A 20196-nucleotide genomic window follows, 5' to 3' on the forward strand; every position below is an offset into this window, starting at 1 on the left:
CAGGCGTCATCTCGCCCCGCTCGACAACGCGCTATGCTCGCTCAGGTCTGTTGCGTCCACTGGCACGCAAAAATCGATGTACGTTATTCTCCCGGCGGCGTGCCGGTCGGAAGGGACTAGAACTTGGCCTTATTCAATAAGAAATCACGCTATCTGGGAATCGACATCAGTGCCACGGCAGTAAAAGTGGTCGAACTGAGCCGTTCTGGCGAACGCTTCCAAGTGGAAGGTTGCGCTGTCGAGCCTCTTCCCGATGGCGCCATGAACAACCGCAACCCCAGCGATATCAACGCTGTCGGTACAGCTATCCGTAAAGCGGTCAAGGACATGAAGTCCCCCTTGCGCGAAGCCGTCGTTGCGGTCCCCAGCACCAGCGTCATTACACGCACGGTGACCTTACCGATCGATCTGGATGAAGCAAGCATCCAGAGCACGCTGGAAATCGAAGCGTCGCAATACATTCCGTTTGCGATCGAAGAGGTTTATTTCGATTTCGACGTCGTCGGGCCCGCTCCCAACGATGCGGCCATGCAGGAGGTCCAGCTCGTTGCATCCCGCCGGGAGAACGTCGACCTGCGCGTGGATGCCCTGCGTGAAGCGGGCATTAAAGCCAGCGTCGTCGACGTCGAAACCTATGCGCTCGAAAACACGTTTCAGCTTCTGTCCGCCACGCTGCCCCAATATGGCAGCGAAGCCCGTTTTGCCATCGTCGACATCGGTGCCTGGCACACCACTTTGTACGTAGTGCGGGAAGGCCGCACGATCTATTCACGCGAACATACGTTCGGTGGCGACATGCTGACGACAGCAATTGCCGATGGGCTCGGCATCAGCCGCGCCGACGCCGAACTCGCCAAACGCAGCGGTTCTCAGGATGAGGAGTTCGCTTCCAGCATGCTGGCGCACTACCGCAATACCGTGGCTGAGCAGATTGGCCAGACCCTCCAGTTCTTCTTTTCCTCAAGCCACTACAGCTCGGTCGAGCACGTCATTCTCACCGGCGGCGGCTCGCTGGTGCAGGGATTGACCCGGGCTGTGGGTGCGACACTCCAGGTACCGACCGTGCTCGGCAATCCCTTCGAGTCGATGTCGATCGCCTCGAAGGTCCGCCAGCGCGAACTGCAGGCCCAAGCACCTCTTTTTGCAACCGCCTGCGGGCTTGCACTGCGGAGCTTCGACTGATGACCCGCATCAACCTGTTGCCCTGGCGCGAAGAGCGCCGACTGAGACTCCAGCGCGACTTCGTCATGCTGATGGCCGCATCGGCCCTGATCGGTGCAGCCGCCGTACTCGGAACGCATCTCTACGTCGGCGGAGAAATCGAAGATCAGCAAACCCGCAACCAATACTTGGTCAGTGAAATCAATCGCCTCAAAGCCGCCGCCGAGGAGATGAAGAAACTCGATCAGGCCAAGGCACGACTGCTGGCACGCCTGGAAATCATCCAGAACCTGCAGGCCAGTCGACCGCTGATGGTCCGTGTATTCGATTCCCTCGCCAGACTGACACCGGACACGGTTTATCTGTCCAGCCTCAAAGCGGGCGGCAATGAACTCGTTCTCAATGGCACGGCGCTATCGAATCAGGTGGTTTCGGACTTCATGCGCCGATTGAGTGCCAATACCCTGTTTGCCGAGCCGGCTCTCAAGCAAATCGAAAACCGGGACATCGCCGGCGTACGAGTCAGCACGTTCGAAATGTCGGTACCACGCCGGCAACAGCCCAAGGATGCCGCGCAATGACATTGGATGAACTGCGCAATCTCGATCTCGACATCAATCGCGGCGGCGAGTGGCCTGCTCCAGTAAAAGCATTAGTAATGCTGGCGATCTTCGCCGCTGCCTGCGGACTCGGCTGGTATCTGGACACCAGCGACCTGCTCGACGGGCTCGCGCAGGAACAACAGAAGGAACAGCAGTTACGCGACGAATTCCGTTCACGCCAGCGTGTCGTCGCCAATCTCGACGCCTATCGCGCGCAGATCGGAGAGCTGGAGACCATGCTCGGTGACATGCTGCGCCAGCTGCCGACACGAACTGAGATGCCGAATCTGCTCGAAGACATCTCCAATCAGGGACGCGCCAACGGACTGGTGTTTACGCTGTTCAAACCTCTCGACGAATTACCGCGTGAGTTCTACGCAGCCAAGCCGATTCAGATCAAAGCACAAGCCACTTATCACCAGTTCGGCGCCTTCGTCAGCAGCATTGCTGCGTTACCACGTATCGTGACGTTGGAAGCGGTTTCGCTGTCTGCCCAGCCGATGAAGGATTTCAATCGGGACTCTCCAGAGCCCCTGAACATCGAAGCCACGCTGCAGACCTATCGCTACCTCGATGAAGATACCGAGGCCGCACCAAAGCCGGCGGGGAAACGCAAATGAGGCGGCATATTCCCTTCCTGCTCATCGGCGCCACGCTGGCATATGGCTGTGACACGGCCGACAAGACCGCCGATTTACGCGACTTTGTCGCGATGACCAAGGCATCTTCTCCCGGCCGCCCGCTTGAGCCGATTCCCCGCCCAGCCCCGTATCGCCCGGCGGCTTATGAGGCTGCTGAGCTACGTTCACCATTCTCAATCGCGGCGATTCTGCGGGCGCAAGCAGCGCCGCCACGCGTCGACAACGGCATTCGCCCGAATCTCGACCGTCCACGCGAAGAACTCGAAAAATATGCACTCAGCAGTCTGCGCATGGTCGGCACCATTGAACGAGATACGCGACTGGCTCTGATCAAAGTTCCCGATGGCTCCGTGCAAACGATCCAGGCGGGGAACTACATCGGTACGGATTACGGCAAGGTGCTGAAAATCGACGAGGACCGTATCGAGCTGCTCGAAATCGTGCAGGATGGCAACGGTGGCTGGGTCGAGCGTCGCAACACGCTGGCGCTGTCCGAATGAACGAGCCTGGGGGAGTAGAGATGTCACAACAGAATTCCGCAAGCCGTGGGCCGCTCCCGCGCCTTCGCGGCTGGCGAGTATGGATACTCGCGCTGGCCACCGTCTGCGGTGCGATGGGGATCGGAGCGCCGGATGCACGCGCTGAAGCCGTCCTGTCGGCAGTGGATGTAGGCACTCTTCCGGGCAACAGTCTGCAGCTGCGATTCCATCTGTCGGAGGATGGCGTCAACCCGACGCACTTTTCGGTCAACGAGCCCGCCCGCATCGTGCTGGATCTCCCAGGAACCCGAAACGGCATGGGCATGCGCCGCCAGGATATTGGCGGGGGGATCGCCGAGCGCATCAGTGTCATCGAAGCCAGCGACCGCACCCGCATACTGGTCAACCTGTCGCACAGCGTTCCGTACACCGTTCGCACCGAGGGCAAGACCGTTCTGCTGACACTCAACCCATCGGGCACCGGCAGCCAGTCAGCAATTGCTCAAGCCAATGGCAATATCCCGCCTGAACCGACTCATCCGCGTGCACGTGCAGCCGCGGGCACACGCCGTGAACTGTCCAAGGTCGATTTCCGCCGCGGCCCGGAAGGCCAGGCCCGCATCGTCGTCTCACTGAGTGATCCAACGACCTCGGTCGACGTACACGAAGAAGGCAAACGCATCGTGGCCGATTTCGTCGGTGCCACCCTGCCACCGGCCCAGCAGCGCCGCCTGGATGTCACGGACTTCGGTACACCAGTATCGATGATCGAAGCCAGTAACAAAGGACGTAATGGTCATCTCGCCATCGATACCGAAGGCGATTACGAGCTCATCGCGTTTCAAAGTGACGGCGAATACACGATCGAGGTGCGTCCGGTCGCGAGCGGCGGTAATCGCGGCACCACCGCTGGCGGTCCACAAGAACGCGCCTATAAGGGCGAATTGCTTTCATTGAACTTCCAGGACATCGAAGTCCGTGCCGTCCTGCAGATTATCGCCGACTTCACCGGCCTCAACGTCGTCGTCAGCGACACCGTCACCGGCCGCATCACCTTGCGTCTGCGCAATGTTCCCTGGGATCAGGCGCTCGATATCATCCTGCAGACCAAAGGACTGACTCAGCGCCAGCAGGGCACGGTGATCTACATCGCGCCCACCGCCGAAGTGACTCAGCGTGAAAAGCTGGAAATCGAGTCACGAAAGCAGGCCGTTGAACTCGCGACGCTGCACACTGAAATCATTCAGATCAACTATGCGAAAGCGGGCGAAATAGCCAAGCTCATCAAAGGCAAAGGTACGGGTACCGACAACTCGGGCCGCTCATCAGTCACTGCGACGAGCGAAATCTCGATCCTTTCCGACCGCGGTCAACTCGCCGTCGACGAACGCACGAACTCGCTGGTCATCATGGATCTGCCGGAACGTATCGCCGATGCCCGCGCGCTGATCACCAAGATCGATATTCCGGTGCGCCAGGTGATGATCGACTCACGCATCGTTATTGCCAATGACGACTTCTCCAGAGAGATCGGTGCGCAGTTTGGTGGCATTGGCCTCGTTGGCGGCCCCAATACGGGCGTGGTCATCGGTGGCAATACCACGGGCATCAACAACGCGCTCGCCAATGGCGAAACGACCTTGTCCGATCGGTTGGGCTTTACCACATCGGGAGCCCAGGCCCTCAGCGGCAACAGTTCAATTGCATTGTCATTGCTGAGCTCGAAGTTCCAGCTCGATCTGGAGCTGTCCGCGTTGCAGGCGGAAGGTCGCGGTGAAATCCTCTCCAACCCGAGGGTACTGACTGCCGACCGCAAGGAAGCCTCAATCAAGCAAGGTCGCGAAATTCCCTATTCGACCTCGTCGAGCAACAACGGCACCAACGTCCAGTTCAAAGACGCCCTGCTTGAACTCACCGTGACACCGCAGATCACGCCGGACAAGAACATCATCATGGACCTCAAGGTCACGAAAAATGAGACCACCGGCGAGGTCGTGGAGAACCAACCTGTTCTGGCAAAGCGCGAACTCAGCACGCAGGTCCTGGTGCGCAACGGTGAAACCGTCGTACTCGGTGGCGTATTCGAGCAGATCACGTCGAACAATGTCAGCAAGATACCGCTCCTCGGAGACATTCCCTTCGTTGGCGCTTTCTTCCGCTACAAGTCGAACAGCAATAAGAAACTTGAGCTGCTCATCTTCGTCACCCCGCAGATCGTCGATGGCAATGTCGTAATCCGTTGATTGACGGCAGCCGCGCGATCCGCTCAACGGCGGACACCCTGTATCATTGATGGGTGTTCGCCGTTTCAGTTGATACCGACCCATGCAACGCAACATCTTTCTCGTTGGCCCGATGGGCGCAGGCAAGTCCACGATCGGCCGGCAGCTGGGCCAACTGCTGCAACGCCCATTCATCGACAGCGACCGGGAAATCGAGCAGCAAACGGGCGCCACGATTCCGCTGATCTTTGAAATGGAAGGAGAAGCGGGGTTTCGCACTCGCGAGAAACAGGTCATCGAAGAGCTGTGTCGACATGAAGGCATCGTGCTTGCGACAGGTGGTGGAGCCATCCTGGACCCCGATAATCGTCGCGCACTGGCCGATAATGGCTTTGTCGTCTACCTGCTGACATCCGTCGACGAACAGCTCAGGCGCACCGCGCGTGATGGCAATCGCCCGTTGCTACAGACACCAAATCCACGTGCGAAGCTGACCGAGCTTTTGCAAATCCGCGATCCGCTTTACCGTGAAGTGGCGGATCTGGTCATCCAGACCGATGCACGGCAATCGCGCAAAGTCGTCTCTCAAATCATCGAACATCTTGCGCGCGCTTAAAATGACGGATGAGGGTATGACCTTGCGTCGTTGCAGACATTTCGCCACGCTTCTGTGCTTTGTGCGAATACGATTCCGGAATGCGTGACATGCAGACTCTCACCGTCGAACTGGCTGACCGCAGTTATCCCATTTTGATCGGCGCAGGGCTGCTCGATCAGGGGGAATACTGGCGTCGATACATTCCCGGACGTCAGGTACTCGTCGTCAGCAACGACACGATTGCCCCCCTTTATCTGCAACGCACGCTCGCGGCCCTCGATGGCTTGCAGACGGCGCACGTCATCCTTCCGGACGGGGAGCAGTACAAAACGCTGGAAGTGCTCAACCGCATTTTCGATGCCCTGCTCGATGCGCGCTTTGACCGCGGCTGCACAGTGCTCGCGCTCGGTGGCGGCGTCATCGGTGACATGAGCGGCTTTGCAGCGGCCTGCTATCAACGCGGTGTCCACTTCCTGCAGGTACCGACGACTCTTCTCGCCCAGGTGGACTCGTCCGTAGGCGGCAAGACGGGCGTCAATCACGCAGCGGGCAAAAACATGATTGGTGCGTTCTATCAGCCACGCGCAGTCATCGCTGATACCGACACACTGAACACACTACCCGACCGCGAACTGGCTGCTGGTCTGGCGGAAGTCATCAAATACGGTTTGATTCGCGACCTGCCCTTCCTCGACTGGATCGAAGAGAACCTGCCTGCACTGCAGGCGCGCGACCCGGCGGCACTCACCCATGCCATTTATCGATCCTGCCTCAACAAAGCAGAAATCGTTGGCCGCGACGAGCGGGAAAGTGGCGAGCGGGCACTGCTGAATCTGGGCCACACCTTTGGCCATGCCATCGAAACCGGGACCGGCTACGGCCAGTGGCTGCATGGCGAAGCCGTAGCCGCAGGTACGGTCATGGCACTTGATCTTTCGCGACGCCGTAACTGGCTGGAGCCGCAGGATGTCGAGCGTGTAGTGAAACTGTTCCAACGCGCCGGGCTGCCGGTCACAGCGCCGCGAGAACTCGCCACGGATGATTTTCTGCGCTTGATGGCCATCGATAAGAAAGCCAAGGATGGACGTATCAACCTCGTCCTGCTGAAGGAGCTCGGCCACGCCGTGATCTGTGATGACACGCCGACTGAACTGCTGCGGGCAACACTCGACGCTTTTTGCTGCTGAACGGATGCTGCACCATGTCTGACAAGGATGTCTGCGCGGATACCCCAGGGTTCTACTACACGCCACGCTTACGGCAGATCGTGGATACGCTGGTGCGTGTCACCAATCTCAGCGCGTTTCTGGGCGTGGTCAAAGGCGCCCCCGGTTCCGGCAAAACGGCGCTGCTCGACCAGCTAAATGCCAGCCTGTCAGCACAAGGCTGGCTCAAAGTGGTGAGACTCAGCTCGGATGCGCCACTTCTGCCTACGCTGGCGGCAGGCTTTGGCCTCACCGACGGCGATCAGCGCGACCTGCGCCGGGCACTGATCCAGCACCTGATCAGCCTGCATGTCGCCGGCACTCATCCGGTCGTACTGGTCGACGATGCGCACCGATACGATGACCAGGATCTCGCGTTGTTGCTGCGCCTGGCACTGTCTGCAGATCGCGGCAAATCAGGCTTGCTCAGTGCAGTCATTGCGGGGATCCCCGACATCGAGCATCGACTGACAGCCGTCAGCGCCAACCTGTCGCCACAGCGGTTGTACGTCATTGATCTCCCCGCTTTCGATAGCGAACAGCGCATCGACTTTCTATTGCACTGCGGTTATATCCGTGAAGATATCGAGCATCCGGCCACACTGCGCCGCCTCATGCACTGTGATGGCACGCCCGGCGCATTGCTCGAATCGATGCACCTCCGTTCGACTGCCCACTCCGCCACACGGAGGATCACGGCGATCGCAGCAATCGTCCTGCTGGCCGCCGGCGGCAGCTATTTCCTGTTGAGCCGCGATCAGGAACAACCATCCACGGCCCGCCCATCCACGACCACCGCACCTGCCATCGCGCAGAGCAGCCCGCCTGCGCTCCCCCTTGAAAGCCAGCAGGCGCCGGCGATGACAGAGAAGACCCCGACGCTCAACGCGCCAACGACGCCTGAAGACGCCGAGCAGTCACCCGAAGAGCAATCACAGCCTGCGGCGCAAACGACACCGGAGGCAGCTGCCACGGCAGCGGGCGAACAGGGGCAAGAAGTAACGCAGCAGGAGGCGGACGGCTCCCATCAATCGACGGAACCGCAGCCTGCCCCTCAACAGCCCGACACCACTGCAGTAGTAACCGGTGATGTGACGGCGCCCACACTGCAGAAGCCCGACAGTACCCCCGTACAGGAAACGCAGGCCGCAGCGCCCAGCGTGCAAGACACATCAGCACAGCCACTGCTCCCCCAGTCCGCAGACACACCGGAAGCAGTGACTCAAGCTCCAGCGACTGAAGAGCCGACGCAGAACGCGAACACGTCAGATCACGACACGACGCCAATTCCTACGCCCCCTGCCGCAACCGCAGAGGCAACGCAGACTGGAACGACCTCCGCGGTGGCACCGCCGCAGCCTGCATCCATTTCGCCAACCCCCAACGACACAATGCCTGCGCCAGAAGCAGCCATGCTGCCTGATACATCACCGGCCAGCGCTGCTCCGAAGGCGGGTAGCACTCAGGACAACAGCGATACCCCCCCCAGCACCCCGCCGGCTGCCGGAAACACCTCAGCCACTGCAAGCACTGCATCCCCGGAAGTGAAACCGTCTGGTGAAGTTCCGCCGCCCGGCGCGCCCCTCCCGAATGCGTCCGCATCCGCAGCCTCGCCGGCGAAATCTGAAACCAGCAATGTGCAGGCGGGCGATGACGAAACCGAGCCATTCGAGCAGGTTTACCCTCTGCCCCTGGTCAAACTGTCACCTCCTCCCGAAGACAAGACTCCACCTGCCAAAAAACCAGCTCGCCCAGCCAAGCCGGTGGCTCAACCCGCCACGATGCAGCCTCCGTCACCGCCTCATAACGAACACCAGACTCGCAGTAGCACGACACCGACCGAAACTGCACCAGCCCATCCCACCCCTCCGCTGCCTGCAAAAACCACTGCGACCAACACGCCGACCAGTGCAAACACGCTGCCCGACTGGCTCAGTGAGGCTGCAGCCAATGCCTGGGTGGTCCAGATCGCTGCGACTGAAAATTCAACCCGATTGCTGACCTTTGCGCAGAGTCAGCAGTTGAGTGGCGCCCACCTCGCCCCGATCATCCGCAATGGCAAGTCTTGGTATGCCTTGGTGACCGGCCCATATTCCGACATGAAAAGCGCCCAGGCCGCGCTGGCCGCATTGCCGCCGGGGCTGCGCAGTGCAGGCCCGTGGGTCCGCAGCGTTAAATCCTTACGCGCAGCAGGCGAAAAGCGCAAAGCGCCCTGAAAGTCAAGTCCACGCGGCAGATTGCGTTTACTCATGCGGCAGTGCAGCGTTATAGTTAACGGCCCGCATGTCGGTTCTGTGTCGGGATATTCCCAGCGAATGTCCCCCAACGGTGCCTTTGCGCCTGTCAGTCCGTAAGCAGCGGCCCAGCCCCGTCATGGGCCGCATCACTGTGGCTCTCTCCGAGGGCGGAGCGACGATGCAAGCAATGATCCCCCAAGGCCTGTACCGGCCCGAATTCGAGCGCGACAACTGCGGTTTCGGCCTGATCGCCCAGATGGACGACAAAGCCAGCCACTGGCTGGTCAAGACTTCGATCAATGCACTCGCCCGACTCACTCATCGCGGAGCCGTAGCCGCCGACGGCAAGTCCGGTGATGGCTGTGGCCTGCTGATGAAGAAGCCCGATGGCTTCCTGCGCGCCGTCGCCGCCGAAGCCGGCCTCGAACTGGCGCCGCTGTATGCCGTCGGCCTGGTGTTCCTCAGCACCGACGAGACACTGGCCGCACAGGCCCGTACCCTGCTGGAAGCTGAACTGTCAAAGGAAGGCGTGAGCGTCGCCGGCTGGCGCGTGGTGCCGACTAACCCGGGCTGCTGCGGCGAAGAAGCCCTGAAGACACTGCCGCGGTTCGAGCAGATCTTCATCAATGCACCGGACGGCATGGATGAAGCGCAGTTCGAACGCCACCTGATCGTGGCCCGCCGCCGCACCGCCTATGGCCTGATGGAGCACGACCCGGCCTACTACGTGGTCACGTTATCCTCGCAGGTGCTCGGCTACAAAGGGCTGGTGATGCCGGCCGCACTGCCGACGTTCTACAAGGATCTCGAAGATCCGCGGCTGGAGTCGTCGATCTGCGTGTTCCACCAGCGCTTTTCGACCAACACGATGCCGCAGTGGAAGCTGGCTCAGCCATTCCGCTTCCTCGCCCACAACGGCGAGATCAATACCGTCCAGGGCAACCGCAACTGGGCGCTGGCGCGCGGCTACACCTTCTCCTCGCCCCTGCTGCCGATGCAGGATCTGCGGCCGATGGTCAACATGACCGGCTCGGACTCCAGCTCCCTCGACAATATGCTCGAAGTGCTGCTCGCCGGAGGCATGGACATCTTCCGCGCGATGCGTCTGCTGGTGCCGCCGGCCTGGCAGAACGTCGAGCACATGGACCCGGACCTGCGCGCCTTCTACGAATACAACTCCATGCACATGGAGCCGTGGGATGGCCCGGCCGGTATCGTTCTCACCGATGGCCGCTACGCCGCCTGCACGCTGGATCGCAACGGCCTGCGACCGGCACGCTGGGTGATCACCACCGACCGGCACATGACCATCGCGTCCGAAATCGGCGTCTACGACTACAAGCCGGAAGACGTCGTCGCCAAGGGCCGCGTGCGCCCGGGCGAAATGCTCGCCGTCGACACCAGCAACGGCGCCCTGATGCTGCCCGCCGACATCGACTCCCTGCTCAAGTCGCGCAAGCCCTACCGGCAATGGCTGGCGCAGAACACCCAGTACCTGCAGTCGATCTACGACAAGGATCAGGCGACCTCCGCCCCGCTCGACGACAAGGAACTCGCGGTCTACGAGAAGCTGTTCCAGGTCAGCTTCGAGGAGCGTGAGCAGGTCCTGCGCCCGCTCGCCGAGGGCGGTCAGGAAGCCATTGGTTCGATGGGCGACGACACGCCGTTCGCCGTGCTCTCCGAGCGTGCCCGTTCGATCTACGACTACTTCCGCCAGCAGTTCGCCCAGGTCACCAATCCGCCGATCGATCCGCTGCGCGAAGCCATCGTCATGTCGCTGGAAGGCTGCATGGGTGCCGAAGGCAATATGTTCGTCGAAGACGAACTGCTGTCGAAGCGGCTGGTGATTTCCTCGCCGGTGCTCTCGGAAGGCAAGTTCCGCACGATCCTGGCGCTCGGCGACAGCCGCTATGCACATCAGCACATCGAGCTGAACTTCCCCGAGTCCGAAGGTCTTCAGACCGCGGTGCGCCGCATTGCCGACGAAGCCGTCGCCGCGGTCAATGCCGGCAAGGTCATGCTGGTCCTGAGCGACCGGGCCATCGCCCCGGACAAGCTGCCGGTGCATGCCGCTCTCGCCGTCGGTGCCGTGCACCAGCGCCTGGTGCGCGACGGTCTGCGCTGCAAGTGCAATATCGTCGTCGAAACCGCCACGGCGCGCGATCCGCACCAGTTTGCCGTGCTGCTCGGCAACGGCGCGTCGATGATCTACCCGTATCTGGCCTACGAGTGCGTCCATGACCTGACGCGCACCGGTGAAATCACCTCGAAGGACACGGTCAAGCTCGCCGAGAACTATCGCAAGGGCATCAACAAGGGCCTGTTCAAGATCATCTCGAAGATGGGCATCAGCACCATCAACAGCTACCGCGGTGCGCAGCTGTTCGAGATCGTCGGCCTGCATGATGAAGTCGTCGACCTGTGCTTCACCGGCACCACCAGCCGGATCCGGGGTGCCGATTTTGCAGCGCTGGAAGTCGAGTTGAAGTCGCTGGCCAAACGCGCCTGGCGCGAGCGCGCTGCCCGTGATCAAGGCGGCCTGCTCAAGTACGTGCACGGCGGCGAATATCACGCCTACAACCCGGACGTGGTGCAGCAGCTGCAGGCGGCAGTCAGCTCCGGCGACTACACGCTCTGGCAAGCCTACGCAAAGACGGTCAACAGCCGCCCGGTCACCACCTTCCGTGACCTGCTGCAGCTGAAGACCAGCGGGGCGCAGGCCATTCCGGTTGAACAGGTCGAGCCGCTCGAACGCATCCTCAAGCGCTTCGACTCGGCCGGCATGTCGCTGGGCGCACTCTCGCCCGAAGCACACGAGACGCTGGCCGAAGCCATGAACCGACTCGGCGGCCGCTCGAATTCCGGCGAAGGCGGTGAAGACCCGGCGCGCTACAACACCGTCAAGGTCTCCAAGATCAAGCAGATCGCCTCCGGCCGCTTCGGCGTCACACCGGCCTACCTGACCAGCGCCGAGGTGCTGCAGATCAAGGTCGCGCAGGGTGCCAAGCCCGGCGAAGGCGGCCAGCTGCCCGGCGACAAGGTCGACGCGACCATCGCCCGCCTGCGCTTCTCGCGCCCGGGCGTGGCGCTGATCTCGCCGCCGCCGCACCATGACATCTACTCGATCGAAGACCTCGCCCAGCTGATTTTCGACCTCAAGCAGGTCAATCCGCAGGCGCTGGTGTCGGTCAAGCTGGTCGCGGAAGCCGGCGTCGGCACCATCGCCGCCGGCGTCGCCAAGGCCTACGCCGACCTGATCACCATCGCCGGCTATGACGGCGGTACCGGCGCCAGCCCGCTGACCTCGGTCAAGTACGCCGGCAGCCCGTGGGAGCTTGGCCTCACCGAAACCCACCAGACACTGCGCCGCAACAACCTGCGCGACAAGGTGCGGCTGCAGACCGACGGCGGCCTGAAGACGGGCCTCGACGTGATCAAGGCTGCAATCCTCGGTGCCGAAAGCTTCGGCTTCGGCACCGGGCCGATGATCGCAATGGGCTGCAAGTACCTGCGCATCTGCCACCTGAACAACTGCGCCACCGGTGTCGCCACGCAGAACAACGTGCTGCGTCTGCACCATTACAAGGGCTCGGTCGAAAAGGTGATGAACTACTTCCGCTTCATCGCGCAGGAAGTACGCGAGCTGATGGCCGGCCTCGGCGTCCAGCATTTCGAAGACCTGATCGGCCGCACCGACCTGCTCGAAATCCTGCCCGGCAGCACCGCCAAACATGCCGGCCTCGATCTCTCGCCGATCATCTCCGATGGGGGCGTGGCGGCCGACAAGCCGCGTTTCTGCATCGAGCCGCACAATGCGCCATATGACAAGGGTGAGCTCGCCGAGCAGATGGTGCGTGACACGCTGGCGGCCATCGAGGCCAAGAGCGGCGGCGAGTACCGCTACACCGTCAACAACACGGTGCGCTCGATCGGCGCCCGGCTGTCCGGCGAGATTGCCCGTCGCTACGGCGATCAGGGCATGAACGACGCGCCGATCACGCTGCACCTGACCGGCACTGCCGGCCAGAGCTTCGGCGTCTGGAACGCCGGCGGTCTGCACATGATTCTTGAGGGCGACGCCAACGATTACGTCGGCAAAGGCATGGCTGGCGGCAAGCTGGTCATCCACCCGCCGCAGGGCGCATCGTTCCGTGAGAACGAGACCACGATCATCGGCAATACCTGCCTGTACGGCGCGACCAGCGGCAAGCTGTTCGCAGCCGGCCTGGCCGGCGAGCGCTTCGCGGTGCGCAACTCCGGTGCGACGGCAGTCGTCGAGGGCGTCGGTGACCATGGCTGCGAGTACATGACCGGCGGCGTCGTTGCCGTGCTCGGCCAGACCGGCGTGAACTTCGGCGCCGGCATGACCGGTGGCTTCGCCTTCGTGCTCGATGAAGACAACTCCTTCGTCGATCGCTACAACCATGAGCTGATCGACATTCACCGCATCTCCACCGAAGCGATGGAACCGCACCGGCAGTACCTGCGCGAGTTGATCGAGGAATTCGTCGCCGAAACCAACAGCGCCTGGGGCCGGCAGATCCTCGCGGACTTCCGGCGCTACGCGGCGAAGTTCTGGCTGATCAAGCCCAAGGCCGCGGATCTCGCCACGCTGCTCGACACTTTGCTGCAGGCGGCCTGAGGCCGCGCGGCACGCCCACAGGGGCGTGCCGCGCACCGCTCCCCGCTGCTTCCTCCACGCTTCCAGATCGGTCCAGCCATGTCCAAAGCCAAGCCCATGCTGTTCCTCGACGTCGGCCGCCAGGATCCGGCGAAGACGCCGGCCGAAATCCGCCGCCGCGAGTTCAATGAGATCTACGGTCAGTTCGATGCCACGCTCGCGGCGACGCAGGCCGGCCGCTGTCTGCACTGCGGCAATCCGTACTGCTCGTGGAAGTGCCCGGTGCACAACCACATTCCGCACTGGTTGCAGCTGATCAACGAAGGCAACCTGTTCGAAGCGGCCGAGCTGTCACACAAGACCAATTCGCTGCCGGAAATCTGCGGCCGTGTCTGCCCGCAGGACCGCCTCTGTGAAGGCGCCTGCACGCTCAATGACGGCTTCGGCGCCGTCACCATCGGCTCGGTCGAGAAATACATCACCGACGAAGCAGTCAAGGCCGGCTGGCGGCCGAGCACCGCGGACGTCAAACCGACCGGCAAGCGCGTCGCCGTCATCGGCGCCGGTCCGGCCGGTCTCGGCTGCGCCGACATCCTGGTGCGCAACGGTGTCACGCCGGTGGTGTTCGACCGCTACCTGCAGATCGGCGGCCTGCTGACCTTCGGCATTCCGCCGTTCAAGCTGGAAAAATCCGTGCTGCAGACCCGTCGCGAGCTGATGGAAGGCATGGGCGTGGAGTTCCGTCTCGGCGTCGAGGTCGGCAAGGACATCCCGTTCCAGCAGCTGCTCGATGAGTTCGACGCCGTCTTCCTCGGCATGGGCACTTACACCTACATGAAGGGCGGCTTCCCCGGCGAGGACCTGCCCGGGGTCTATGACGCCCTGCCCTTCCTGATCTCCAACGTCAACCGCCTGCTCGGTTTCGAGCGTGCGCCGGCCGACTTCATCGACATGAAGGGCCTGCGTGTCGTCGTGCTCGGCGGCGGTGACACGGCGATGGACTGCAACCGCACCTCGATCCGCCAGGGCGCGGTCAGCGTCACCTGCGCCTATCGTCGCGACGAGGCCAACATGCCGGGCTCCAAGCGTGAAGTCGCCAACGCCAAGGAAGAAGGCGTGCAGTTCCTGTGGAACCGCCAGCCGGTCGAGATCGTCGGCAGTGACAAGGTCGAAGGCGTCAAGGTGGTGTCGACCCGCCTCGGTGCCCCCGATGCCCGCGGCCGCCGCAGCCCCGAGGTAATCCCCGGCTCCGAAGAAGTCATTCCGGCCGACCGGGTGCTGATCGCCTTCGGCTTCCGTCCCAATCCGCAGCCCTGGTTTGCCGAGTTCGGCATCGACACCGACGATCGCGGTCGCGTCGCTGTGCGCGCCGCAGGCGAGGACTGCCAGTTCCAGAGCAGCAATCCGAAAGTGTTCGCCGGCGGCGACATGGTGCGTGGCTCCGACCTGGTGGTCACCGCTGTGTTCGAAGGTCGCGAAGCGGCACGGGGCATCCTCGACTTCCTCGAAGTCTGAGGCGGATGCCGACGCCTTAGGCGGCTCGCCCGCGCGGCCGCCTTAGTTTGATCCGCATCGTGGCATCCTGCCGCGATGCGGGGCACACTTGCCGTCTTTTCATAGAACGGCTGTCGAGTTCCCGCATGTACGCACCGCTGAAAAACGATCGTTTGCTGCGCGCCCTGGCCCGCGAACCCGTCGACGTAACTCCGGTGTGGATGATGCGGCAGGCCGGGCGCTACCTGCCGGAGTACCGTGCCACCCGCGCACGTGCCGGCAGTTTCATGGCGCTGTGCACGGCGCCGGATCTGGCCTGTGAAGTCACGCTGCAACCGCTCGAACGTTACCCGCTCGACGCCGCGATCCTGTTCTCCGACATCCTGACGATTCCCGATGCCATGGGCCTCGGCCTGTCTTTCGCCGAAGGTGAAGGGCCTCGATTCGCCAAACCGCTGCGCAGCGCCGCGGACATCGCCGCGCTCGGCGTACCCGATCCCGAGCACGAACTGCGCTATGTCGTCGATGCCGTTCGCCTGATCCGCCGCGAGCTCGACGGCCGCGTACCGCTGATCGGCTTTTCCGGCAGCCCGTGGACCCTGGCGACGTACATGGTCGAAGGTGGATCGAGCAAGGAGTTCGCCCGCATCAAGGGCCTGATGTATGAGCAGCCGGCCCTCGCGCACCAGCTGCTCGACACCATCACACAGGCGGTCATCGCCTATCTCAACGCGCAGATCGCGGCCGGTGCACAGGCGGTCATGGTGTTCGACACCTGGGGCGGACTGCTGTCGCCCGAGTGCTACCGCGCGTTTTCGCTGGCCTACATGACCCGCATCGTCGCCGGACTGCAGCGCGAGGCGCAGGGGCGTCGGGTTCCGGTCGTGCTGTTCACCAAAGGCGGCGGCCAATGGCTGGAAGCGATGGCCGATACCGGCTGCGATGCGCTCGGCCTCGACTGGACCACCGGCATCGGCGAGGCGCGGCGGCGGGTGGGCGATCGGGTGGCGCTGCAGGGTAACCTCGACCCCTGCGTGCTCTACGCTTCCCCGGAGCGCATCCGCGCTGAAGTCGGTCGGCTGCTGTCTGATTTCGGAACCGGCGACGGCCATGTCTTCAACCTCGGCCATGGCATCCACCAGCACATCGACCCCGAACACGCCGGCGCGATGATCAATGCTGTCCATGAGCTGTCGCGGCCCTATCACGCCGCCTGAGCGGAGAACGCCGTGTCGCAGTACCGAGCCAAGCATCCGGCCCGTCCGGCCAGTGAACCCAGCATTCTCTCCTGCGGGGTGATCGTGCTGCGCCCGGCAGCGGATGGCAGCTGGCTCTATCTGCTGCTGCGCGCCTTCAATTACTGGGATTTTCCCAAGGGCATGCGCGAGTCCGGCGAGCTGCCACTGGCCACGGCGCTGCGTGAAGTCCGCGAGGAAACCACACTGACCGAGCTCGACTTCCGTTGGGGCGAGGTCTATCGCGAAACGCCGCCGTACAACCACGGCTGCAAGGTCGCGCGCTACTACATCGCCTCGGTGGCCGCAAACGCCGCCGTCGACCTGCCGATCAGTGAAGAACTCGGGCGCCCGGAACACAGCGAATACCGCTGGGTCACGCGCCAGGAAGCCTGGGGCATGCTGACGCCGCGCGTGCGTGCGGTACTGCGCTGGTCAGACGGCATCCTCAGCGTCGGCCATCACCCGCACTGACGCCCGTTTCGTCCGCTCCCGGCAACCGGGCACACGAGTACCTCGCCGCAGATTTACAGCCTGCGCTCCCCGGTCTATGCCTGTACGCACCGCCAAATGCGAGAACGTAGAGGAGATCCCCATGGACAAACTCCCGTATCGACCGTTGCGCTTCGCCCGGCCGAGTACCGGTGTAAGCTGCTTCCGCCCACGCCAGCACATGCCCGAACGTGTCAATCAGGACAACCCGGCCGTCGACGTGATGACCGACCTGCGCCAGGTTGCGGCACAGATGGTGTCGCTGCAGACACCACTCAGCGTCGCACTCGAACGCATGATCAAAATGGGTGTGCGCCTGCTGCTGGTCGCCGAAGCCGACGGCTCGATCCGTGGTGTCATCACCAGCCGTGACATCCAGGGCGAGAAGCCGCTGCGCATCATGGAGAAAACCGGTTCACGGCGCGAAGACCTGGTGGTCCGCGACCTGATGACGCTGCACCCGAACCTCGAAGTGCTGCTGATGGAAGACGTCATGCGCGCCCGCGTCGGTGACATCATCGCCACACTGCGGGAAACCGGGCGTCAGCATGCGCTGGTGCTGGACCGCGACTCCGACAGCGGTGTCGACGCGATCCGCGGCATCTTTTCACTCTCGCAGATCGGCCAGCAGCTCGGCCTCGACATTCATCCCAGCGAGCGGCCGACGACCTTCGCTGAAATCAGTTCGGCACTGAGTCAGCCCCAGGGCTGACACCGGCGATACGTTCGCCGGCGCCTTTATCGGTTTAGCGCGAAACAAAAAACAGGGCGCCTGCGGGGCGCCCTGTCTGCTGTGTGCGTCATGCACGGCAAAAAATCCAGTCAGCGGCTACGCGCTCTGCGTCGCGGCGGCAGTCTGCGCATCGACGACGGCGCTGGCGCTGACGTTGAAGATGCGGCGCACGGTGGCGGCATTGGTCATCACGTGCCCCGGATAGTTGAGCCCCATCAGCATCGGCCCGATGGCGACAGCGTCGGCCACCATCTTGATCAGGTTGTAAGTGATATTCGCCGCATCCAGGTTGGGCATGATCAGCAGATTGGCCGTGCCCGACAAACGCGAATTCGGGAACAGACGGCTGCGTAACGCCTCTGACAGCGCGGTATCGCCCTGCATCTCGCCTTCGACTTCGAGATCCGGCGCTTCCTCACGCAGAATCTGCAGCGCCTGCGCCATCTTGCGCGCCGAGGGGGTGTCGTCGTTGCCAAAGTTCGAGTGCGACAGCAGCGCGACCTTCGGCATGATGCCGAAGCGTTTGACCTCCTCGGCCGCCATCTGCGTCATTGCCGCCACCTGCTCGGCAGTCGGATCGACATTGACATGGGTATCGCAGATGAACAGCGGGCCATGCGAAGTCTGCAGCAGGCTCATCGCCGCTGGCGTCATGACGTCTTCCTTGACGCCGAACACGTCGATCAGATGATCGAGATGGCGGCGGTAGCGGCCGCTGACACCGGCGATCATCGTATCGGCAAAGCCCAGCCGTACCATCAGCGCCGCCAGCACGGTCGGCCGCGTGCGCACGCGCTGGCGGGCATTCTCGATGGTCATGCCGCGCCGTTCGCGCAGGCGGTGGTATTCCTTCCAGCAGTCGTCGTAGTACGGGTGGTCGCGGAAGTCGACCAGCTCGAAATCCCGATCCGGCCGGATATGCAACTGCAGGGAGTCGATGCGCTGTTCGATACGCTCGCGGCGGCCGAGCAGCAGCGGCTTGCCGATGCGCTCATCGACCACCGCCTGCACCGCGCGCAGCACGCGGTCATCCTCGCCCTCGGCATAGACGATGCGCTTGGGATCCCCTTTGGCGCGGTCGAACACCGGCTTCATGATCAGGCCGGTGCGGTAGACATACTGACCGAGCTTTTCGCGGTAGGCGGCGAAGTCCTCGATCGGACGGGTAGCGACGCCCGAGCTCATCGCCGCCATCGCCACCGCGATCGGCAGTTCGAGGATCAGCCGCGGATCGAAGGGCTTCGGGATCAGGTAATCCGGGCCGAAACGCAGCGCCTGATCGCCATAGGCGGCGATGACCTCCTCGGTCGGCTCCTGGCGCGCCAGAGCAGCGATCGAACGCACGCAGGCGAGCTTCATCTCCTCGTTGATCGTGCTCGCACCAACGTCCAGCGCCCCGCGGAAGATGTACGGGAAGCACAGCACGTTGTTGACCTGATTCGGATAGTCCGAACGGCCGGTGGCGATGATCGCATCCGGGCGCACCGCCTTGGCCAGCTCCGGCAGGATCTCCGGCGTCGGGTTGGCCAGGGCCAGGATCATCGGGCTCGGCCCCATGCTGCGCACCATCTCCTGCGTCAGCACACCGGGTCCGGACAGGCCGAGGAAGATATCGGCGCCGACCACGGCTTCGGCCAGCGTGCGCAGCTCGGTGTCGCGGGCGTAGCGCGCCTTGGACTCGTCCAGCTTGGCGTCACGGCCGAAGCGGATCACGCCCTTCGAGTCGCAGACCAGAATGTTCCCGCGCTGCATGCCGAGCAGCACCAGCAGGTCGAGGCAGGCGATCGCTGCCGCGCCGGCGCCGGAGACCACCAGGCGCACCGAGCCGATGTCCTTGCCGAGCACTTCCAGGCCGTTGAGCACCGCCGCCGCAGTGATGATCGCGGTGCCATGCTGGTCGTCGTGGAACACCGGGATCTTCATGCGCTCGCGCAGCTTCTTCTCGATGATGAAGCACTCGGGCGCCTTGATGTCTTCGAGGTTGATGCCGCCGAAGGTTGGCTCCAGCGAGGCGATGATGTCGATCAGCTTGTCCGGATCACGCTCTTCGATCTCGATGTCGAAGACGTCGATGCCGGCGAACTTCTTGAACAGCACGCCCTTGCCTTCCATCACCGGCTTGGACGCCAGCGGCCCAATCGGCCCGAGGCCGAGCACCGCGGTGCCGTTGCTGACCACCGCCACCAGATTGCCGCGTGCGGTGACGGCCGCCGCCTGCGTCGGGTCCTCGACGATCGCCTCGCAGGCGAAGGCCACACCCGGGGAATAGGCCAGCGCCAGATCGCGTTGCGTGGCCAGCGGCTTGGTCGGTGCAACCTCGATCTTCCCGGGCACCGGGTAATAGTGATAGCGCAGGGCCATCTGCTTGAGATCGTCGGTTCTGGCGTCGTCAGACATTCGATGCTTCCTCAAAAAACGGGGCGAGTCTTGTTCTTGGATCAATGGCATCACGCCCTGCGCAGCGGCAGGACGGTGC

General features: G+C 62.9%; 14 protein-coding genes. 13 read left to right on the top strand and 1 reads right to left on the bottom strand.

The annotated features are described in order from the left end of the window. Positions 1-123: 123 nt before the first annotated feature. From pilM to C7443_RS18200, 13 genes are all read left to right on the top strand, one after another. Positions 124-1182, top strand: a complete 1059-nt coding sequence (gene pilM / locus C7443_RS18140) for a type IV pilus assembly protein PilM (RefSeq protein ID WP_110020244.1) — start codon at positions 124-126, stop codon at positions 1180-1182. Continuing rightward, the gene (locus tag C7443_RS18145; RefSeq protein ID WP_110020246.1) at positions 1182-1742 is read left to right on the top strand and encodes a PilN domain-containing protein; all 561 of its coding nucleotides are present in this window, start codon (positions 1182-1184) and stop codon (positions 1740-1742) included. The genes pilM and C7443_RS18145 overlap by 1 nt, the downstream gene beginning before the upstream one ends. Beyond that, positions 1739-2383: a type IV pilus inner membrane component PilO gene (locus C7443_RS18150; protein WP_110020248.1), complete on the top strand. Its 645-nt coding sequence runs from the start codon at positions 1739-1741 to the stop codon at positions 2381-2383. Before C7443_RS18145 ends, C7443_RS18150 begins: the two co-directional genes overlap by 4 nt. Beyond that, the gene (locus C7443_RS18155; RefSeq protein WP_110020249.1) at positions 2380-2904 is read left to right on the top strand and encodes a pilus assembly protein PilP; all 525 of its coding nucleotides are present in this window, start codon (positions 2380-2382) and stop codon (positions 2902-2904) included. Before C7443_RS18150 ends, C7443_RS18155 begins: the two co-directional genes overlap by 4 nt. A gap of 20 nt (positions 2905-2924) precedes the next feature. Next, a complete protein-coding gene (locus C7443_RS18160) occupies positions 2925-5126 on the top strand; it encodes a type IV pilus secretin PilQ (RefSeq protein ID WP_170123685.1) in 2202 nt (733 codons plus the stop codon). A gap of 82 nt (positions 5127-5208) precedes the next feature. Further along, a complete protein-coding gene (aroK, locus tag C7443_RS18165) occupies positions 5209-5721 on the top strand; it encodes a shikimate kinase AroK (RefSeq protein WP_110020252.1) in 513 nt (170 codons plus the stop codon). A gap of 89 nt (positions 5722-5810) precedes the next feature. Then, on the top strand, positions 5811-6890 hold the full coding sequence (aroB, locus tag C7443_RS18170) for a 3-dehydroquinate synthase (RefSeq protein WP_110020254.1): 1080 nt from the start codon (positions 5811-5813) through the stop codon (positions 6888-6890). Positions 6891-6904: 14 nt separating this feature from the next. Beyond that, a complete protein-coding gene (locus C7443_RS18175; RefSeq protein ID WP_110020256.1) occupies positions 6905-9124 on the top strand; it encodes an AAA family ATPase in 2220 nt (739 codons plus the stop codon). 199 nt (positions 9125-9323) lie between these two features. Beyond that, positions 9324-13787: a glutamate synthase large subunit gene (gltB, locus tag C7443_RS18180; RefSeq protein ID WP_110020258.1), complete on the top strand. Its 4464-nt coding sequence runs from the start codon at positions 9324-9326 to the stop codon at positions 13785-13787. A 78-nt stretch (positions 13788-13865) separates the two neighbouring features. Then, on the top strand, positions 13866-15281 hold the full coding sequence (locus C7443_RS18185; RefSeq protein ID WP_110020259.1) for a glutamate synthase subunit beta: 1416 nt from the start codon (positions 13866-13868) through the stop codon (positions 15279-15281). A 125-nt stretch (positions 15282-15406) separates the two neighbouring features. Then, complete coding sequence (gene hemE / locus C7443_RS18190) at positions 15407-16477, top strand: uroporphyrinogen decarboxylase (protein WP_110020260.1); 1071 nt, start codon at positions 15407-15409, stop codon at positions 16475-16477. A 12-nt stretch (positions 16478-16489) separates the two neighbouring features. Beyond that, positions 16490-16969 carry an NUDIX domain-containing protein gene (locus C7443_RS18195; RefSeq protein ID WP_246004713.1) on the top strand — a complete coding sequence of 160 codons (480 nt, stop codon included), beginning with the start codon at positions 16490-16492 and terminating at the stop codon, positions 16967-16969. A 121-nt stretch (positions 16970-17090) separates the two neighbouring features. Further along, entirely contained in the window at positions 17091-17699 is a 609-nt protein-coding gene (locus tag C7443_RS18200) for a CBS domain-containing protein (RefSeq protein ID WP_170123686.1), read from the top strand. 117 nt (positions 17700-17816) lie between these two features. Here the strand turns inward: C7443_RS18200 and C7443_RS18205 are convergent, their stop codons facing one another. Further along, complete coding sequence (locus tag C7443_RS18205; RefSeq protein ID WP_110020263.1) at positions 17817-20117, bottom strand: NADP-dependent malic enzyme; 2301 nt, start codon at positions 20115-20117, stop codon at positions 17817-17819. Positions 20118-20196: the final 79 nt, after the last annotated feature.

The sequence above is a fragment of the Plasticicumulans acidivorans genome, from assembly GCF_003182095.1.
In the GTDB taxonomy this organism is placed as follows: Bacteria; Pseudomonadota; Gammaproteobacteria; order Competibacterales; family Competibacteraceae; genus Plasticicumulans; species Plasticicumulans acidivorans.